This window comes from Flectobacillus sp. (assembly GCF_049240685.1).
Lineage (GTDB): Bacteria > Bacteroidota > Bacteroidia > Cytophagales > Spirosomataceae > Flectobacillus.
Genome location: NZ_JBMLSD010000480.1, coordinates 1 through 5,076, shown reverse-complemented (window position 1 = coordinate 5,076; position 5,076 = coordinate 1). Strand labels below are relative to the sequence as shown.

5 protein-coding genes are annotated in these 5,076 nt (G+C 39.0%); 3 read left to right on the top strand and 2 right to left on the bottom strand.

Annotated features, from left to right (window positions below; all coding sequences use genetic code 11):
• A partial coding sequence (locus ACOVQ4_RS22220) for a hypothetical protein (protein WP_421822783.1) occupies positions 1-785 on the bottom strand: 785 nt, incomplete at its 3' end.
• 156 nt (positions 786-941) lie between these two features.
• On the opposite strand from ACOVQ4_RS22220, the gene ACOVQ4_RS22215 reads away from it, so the two are divergent.
• The gene (locus ACOVQ4_RS22215) at positions 942-2,537 is read left to right on the top strand and encodes an amidohydrolase family protein (protein ID WP_421822782.1); all 1,596 of its coding nucleotides are present in this window, start codon (positions 942-944) and stop codon (positions 2,535-2,537) included.
• A gap of 257 nt (positions 2,538-2,794) precedes the next feature.
• Positions 2,795-3,088, top strand: coding sequence for a hypothetical protein (locus ACOVQ4_RS22210; RefSeq protein WP_421822781.1), 294 nt, complete (start codon positions 2,795-2,797; stop codon positions 3,086-3,088).
• Here the strand turns inward: ACOVQ4_RS22210 and ACOVQ4_RS22205 are convergent.
• Positions 3,071-3,265: a hypothetical protein gene (locus tag ACOVQ4_RS22205; RefSeq protein ID WP_421822780.1), complete on the bottom strand. Its 195-nt coding sequence runs from the start codon at positions 3,263-3,265 to the stop codon at positions 3,071-3,073. The genes ACOVQ4_RS22210 and ACOVQ4_RS22205 overlap by 18 nt on opposite strands.
• A 142-nt stretch (positions 3,266-3,407) precedes the next feature.
• Between ACOVQ4_RS22205 and ACOVQ4_RS22200 the strand changes: the two genes are divergently transcribed.
• A complete protein-coding gene (locus tag ACOVQ4_RS22200; protein ID WP_421822779.1) occupies positions 3,408-4,811 on the top strand; it encodes a tetratricopeptide repeat protein in 1,404 nt (467 codons plus the stop codon).
• Positions 4,812-5,076 lie beyond the last annotated feature (265 nt).

The window sequence follows — 5,076 nt, the reverse complement described above, 5'->3', positions numbered from 1 at the left end:
TCTGGATACTCTATCGTATAATTCTTCAAAACTTGCTTACTCAACGAATCTGTTTTCTCTTCAAGCGTAGTTTTGCATGAAATAGCTTCTACCTTTTGATTTGTACTACGAAGGTATTCAAGACTAGGAATCATTTCGGCTTCTCCGTCTGGTAAAGTCTGTGGATTCAGGCGTATACGATTCCATATTTCATCTTCGAGCCATGCCGTTTTTACACTCGTATCTTGTTGAGCTTTTGCTTGAAATTCGCTTTTACCTTCATACAAAAATGTCTGACCCTTCCAGTTCAATTGGCTGTATTCCTGTCCTCGTGTATTTTGTTTAGCATAATCTACCTTTAATGCATGAGGAAATACCACATAATTTGTGGGCGTAAAAGTAGAGTTCGTCAAAGAATATTCATATACTCCAGAAGGTATTTTCTGTATTAAATTTTGTTTGAGTACAGTTGTAGACGCAGATTTGTCGGATGAAGTAGTCTGCATACGTTTTTTTGTATCAAAATCTACCATCGTAAATACCAGTTGTATTTGACCTTTCTGCTGGCTTGTATCCATAGTTTGTGTTAGTTCATAAGCACTAAGCTCCGACAATCCAGTATTCCAATATTGTTGAAAAGCTTGATTTTTGGCAAGAGGATTATCTTCTAATGGAGCGGTAGTATTAGTAGGTTTTTCTATTTGAAAAATAGTTGCTTTTTTAAAAACTGCAAATAAGCAAGCCAAGATTATACAGATAAAAAGGAAGTTCCCCCGAATCCATTTGTCGAGTATTTGTAGATTCATATCTAAGAAGTTTGTTGAATTGTTCCACAGCAAGTTACACATTTTAGTCAAAATCACTAACTTGTGTAAGGATGGTTATGCGCATTTGTTTGCTACTTACCTTTTTCTATAACACAAAAGCACTATCGTCCTTCATCATCAACCTTTATATATTCCATGCACACAATTTTACGCATCAAATTTTTATTACTAGCACTATGCACAGGCCTTGCGGCCATTGCTCAAATACCCAAAGCTCCCTCACGCACAGAAGGCGAAGGTCAGTATAATCGCATGATTATTCGAGGGGTCAACGTCATCAACGGAACGGGCTCTCCAATGCAGGGGCCTTGTGATATTGTTATCGAGAAAAACAAAATCACACAAATCAAGGTAGTAGGCTACCCAGGCGTACCCATTGACCCTAAAGACAGGCCTAAAGCGGAAAAAGGCGACAAAGAACTAGATTGTACTGGCATGTACGTACTCCCAGGTTTTGTGGATATGCATGGGCATATTGGTGGTCGTTCGCAAGGTACGCCAGCCGAGTATGTATTCAAGCTATGGTTAGCGCATGGTATTACCACCATCCGCGACCCATCGGCAGGAAATGGCTTGGATTGGGTACTAGACCAAAAACAAAAATCTGAGAAAAATGAAATCACAGCTCCTCGTATCTTGGCCTATACAGCCTTTGGTATGGGTTCGAAAGAAAGTATCACTACCGCAGATCAAGCTCGTGCTTGGGTGGAAGAAAATGCTAAAAAAGGCGCTGATGGTATTAAGTTTTTTGGCGCAAGACCCGAAGTTATGGATGCGGCTTTACGTCGCAACAAAGAATTGGGACTTCGCTCGGCTTGTCACCATGCTCAAGTAGATGTGGCTCGTTGGAATGTACTCAACTCTGCCAGAGCAGGCTTGACCTCGATGGAACACTGGTATGGTTTGCCAGAAGCGCTATTCGATAGCCAAACGATTCAGGACTATCCTGCGGATTATAACTATGGCAACGAACAAAATCGTTTTGAGGAAGCTGGCAAACTTTGGAAGCAAGCTGCCAAGCCAGGCTCAAAACGTTGGAATGAGGTCATGGATGAATTATTGAAACTTGATTTTACGATTGACCCCACTTTCAATATCTATGAAGCCAATCGCGAGTTAATGTTGGCTCGTCGTGCCGAATGGCATGAAGAATACACATTGCCTCAGTTATGGCGTTTTTATCAGCCTTCACGTATTTCGCATGGCTCGTATTGGCAAGACTGGGGTACCGAGCAGGAAGTAGCTTGGAAAGAAAATTATCGTTTATGGATGAACTTTGTGAATGAATACAAAAACCGTGGCGGAAGAGTAACCGCAGGATCTGATTCAGGCTTTATCTTTCAACTTTATGGTTTTGCGTATATCAGAGAACTTGAGTTATTAAGAGAAGCAGGCTTCCATCCACTTGAAGTCATTCGTGCGGCAACCCTCAAAGGTGCCGAAGCACTCGGTATGCAAGACAAAATCGGTAGTGTAGAAACTGGTAAGCTGGCCGATTTAGTAATTTTAGAAGAAAATCCTCTCAAAAACCTCAAGGTTTTGTACGGTACAGGAGCCATTCGTCTAACCGAAAGTAATGAAGTAAAACGTGTAGGTGGCGTAAAATATACCATCAAAGACGGTGTAATCTACGATGCTAAAAAACTCTTATCTGACGTTCGCAAAATAGTAGCAGAGGCGAAAAAGACTGAAAACTTTGAAATTTTCCAGCCTGGATTAGAAAAGAAATAATCAGTTAATTTACAAGCAAATAAGTCTACAAAAATTCTCACTCATCACGAGTCTCCTTGTTTTTTCGAGGAGACTCGTATTTTTTTAAGGTGTAATGGTATGTTTTTTGAACAAACAAGATTAATTAAAATCATCGAGTAAAGTGACAGTACTTATTTATCAAATATTTTATTGATAAAAAGGCTTTTTTTCTATTACTTTACTATAGTCAAAAAAGGATAATTCCTTCTTATCCAAACCCATAAATCCAACTTCCTATGCTAAATCGTGTGTTATCTCCACTCAAAACATGGTCAGGTATTTGGCTATGCTTAGTTTTTCTTAGCATGAGTAGTACATCTGTTCATTCTGCCGAAAGTAGTAAACTCCAACAAAAACCTACAGCTAGTACTAAAGCTAAACCTGGCCCAAGTACTAAAACAACTACTAGTAGCAAATCAGCTACTAAGAGCAAAAAGAAAAAAGGTAGTAAGAGTAAACGAGTTGCCAAAGTAGATACAACAGACCTTGACCCTACTCAAGTAAAAGTTCCTTTATACCAAAATCCCTAGCCACAGGTCGGGACTGTTCGAAGGATTTTGAGCCTCCTCTATTTCGGATATCGGATGTTGGATTGCGGAAGTACCGCCTGCTTTTTTGACTCTTATTGTAGAAAAAGCAGAGTAGTATGCCCCTATTTCCGAAATCAGAAATCCCAAATCAGCAATAGTTTGAAGCCCATCGTACATTACTGGCTACAGGTCGCTAAGTGCCATTTCTAATGCTCAACAGAGTAAGGGTTTATGCCTACTCCAATCTGACTTCCTTACTTATTAGTTTTAGATAATATGCATTCTTTCGTAACGACTGATTTAATAAAATTCTTTTAACATGAAAAAACTCATTTTTACTCTTTTTTTGCTCCTTAGTAGTATTATTGTAACCACAGCCCAAGATGTAAATACTGCATTACGTTACCTTAAAATTGCTAACACCCTCCGCGAGGTAAAACAATTTGACCAGTCTGAAGAATATCTCAATAAAGCATTGGGAATGGTTCGTGGACGAAACGAATATTGGGAAGCCGCTATTTATGAAAACCTTGGCTTCTTGTATCGTGATCAAGAAAATATCCTTGAGGCTTCACGTAACTTCTCCAAAGCGATTGATATCTATAAGAAATTAAAAATGGGTATGAGCGAAAAAGCTATTTCGCAATTACTCGATGGCTTAAAAGAAGCTGAAGAACTTTATGCAGGTATCGACATCGGCTCGAAAGGTGTAAAGTTAAGTATCATTGGGGTAACCGTTTCGCCTAAAAAAGGTGTTACTTACAGCCTCAAAAAAAGTATGTCAATCAATACTGAGCCTAGTGCCTTGACTACTCAAGCTATCAAAGAAACTGCCATAGCTATCAAAGACTTGGTCGATACTGCTACTGTTCGTAACAACGTATTGTCTGACCGTATGTTTATTGTGATGAGTAGTGGATTAAAACAAGCTACTGACAAACAGCCTGGCAAAGAAGCAGAAGTAATTGCTGCCATTCGTGAGGCCTTGAAAAATCCAAATCAAAAGATTGATATTATTTCGGCAGAAGATGAAGCTAAATACGGTGCACTTTCAATGGTAGCACCAGAGTTACATTTGTCATCATCAGTAATGGATATTGGCGGTGGAAACATCAAAGGTGGCTATTTGTTGAGCCGTACCAAATTTGAAGCAGTGAACTTCCCTTATGGTACAAAGGCTTTTGTGAAAATTGTGAAGAAAAAATTGCCAGATGCTAATTTGGAGGAATATACCAAAGGAGTTAACGACGAAGTAAAAGTGGTTGGCGAAGAGTTAGCACTTGAGCTTAACCGTAAAGTAGGTTTGAAAAACCGCAAAAACGTATTTTTATTGGGAGGTATTGTTTTTGTAATGAACTCATTCTTACACCCAGAGCGTGCTGCGATTATCGGTCGTCCAGTAGAAGTAAGTTTGGAAGATATTCGTAAATTCCGTCAAATGAGCGCTAGTAGCTATGAGGAGTTGATTAACCCAGATTTTTCTCGCGTGACAGACCCAGCAGTTCGTGCTATTGCAGAAGAAGACGTTAAAAATATTACTACAAAAATCTATAACCAACAAGATATTATTGCTGGTGCGGCATTGTTAGAAACTTTGATTAAGGAAATGAACCGTGATGGTGTTCAGAAACGCTTCTACTTCATCAAAGGTGGTGACGTAGCATGGATTAGCGGTTATGTATTCAGACTCATTTCTGACGAATACCAAGCACGTAAGGAATAGACGAGTGGTGAATGATGAATTGTGAATTACTCATTCTTAATTCACAATTAGTACTGTACGAAGGATTATAAAAACTGTTTATTTCGGATATCGGATGTTGGATTTCGGAAGTATAATCTTCTATATTTTGCAAAGCACAAAGGTATTTTACTGTATTTCCGAAATCAGGAATCCCAAATCTGCAATAGTTTGAAATCCTTCGTACAGCCCTAATTCACAATTCACAATTCACCACTCACAATTCACTAAATCTCATTAGGCAGCA